This window comes from Mycobacterium sp. NGS40 (assembly GCF_059812735.1).
Genome location: NZ_JCALDG010000111.1, coordinates 1 through 661, shown reverse-complemented (window position 1 = coordinate 661; position 661 = coordinate 1). Strand labels below are relative to the sequence as shown.

1 pseudogene is annotated in these 661 nt (G+C 63.4%); it reads left to right on the top strand.

Annotated elements, in window-relative coordinates:
* Positions 1-189: 189 nt before the first annotated feature.
* Positions 190-661 (top strand): annotated as a pseudogene (locus tag AC5Y5O_RS32160) (hypothetical protein); the annotation flags it as partial.

Below are 661 nucleotides of genomic sequence, written 5' to 3'. Positions count from 1 at the left end.
TGCCAACACGGTCCGAATGATCCCGCGCGGGATCTCGGGTCACTGGATGTGTCGCCGTCACTGCCGACGGGGCAACCGCGGCCGGTGCCCCCCGGCGCTGACCACCAGGTTGTGTCGGGTTCGCCTGCGTTTTGGTGGCCGCGGGTTCCCACGGCACGCACGAGCCGCAAACGGCTACTCATCGCAGTGATGAGCGCCGGCGCAATGCTGGTAGCGGTGGCAGTCGTGTTGGTCCTCACTGTGGCCGACCGGCGCGACGGGCAGGCCGCCCGGTCAGCCGGCGATGCGGTCAGAAGCTACCTGGAAGCACTCGCCCGTGGTGACGCCGAGACGGCCCTGTCCTATGGCACGGAACAGCCTGCCATCACGGAATTTCTGAACAGCGACACCCTCAAAAAGCAAGTCGCGCAATGGCCAATCCGCAATATTCGGATCGTGCACGACAACTCGACGGCACCCAACGCGGCATTGAGCATGGCTCATGTGCATGTGGTCGTCGCCTTCGGTGATCAAACCTCAGACGCAACTTTGGATTTGAGGACGGACCACAACCGTTGGAAGCTGGCTTCGGCGGCGTTCAAGTTCACACCGGGCCTGGGTGCTTCGGTAGGCAACGTCGCCGCGAAAACACTCACGCTATTTGGCAAGCCCATTAGCGCGG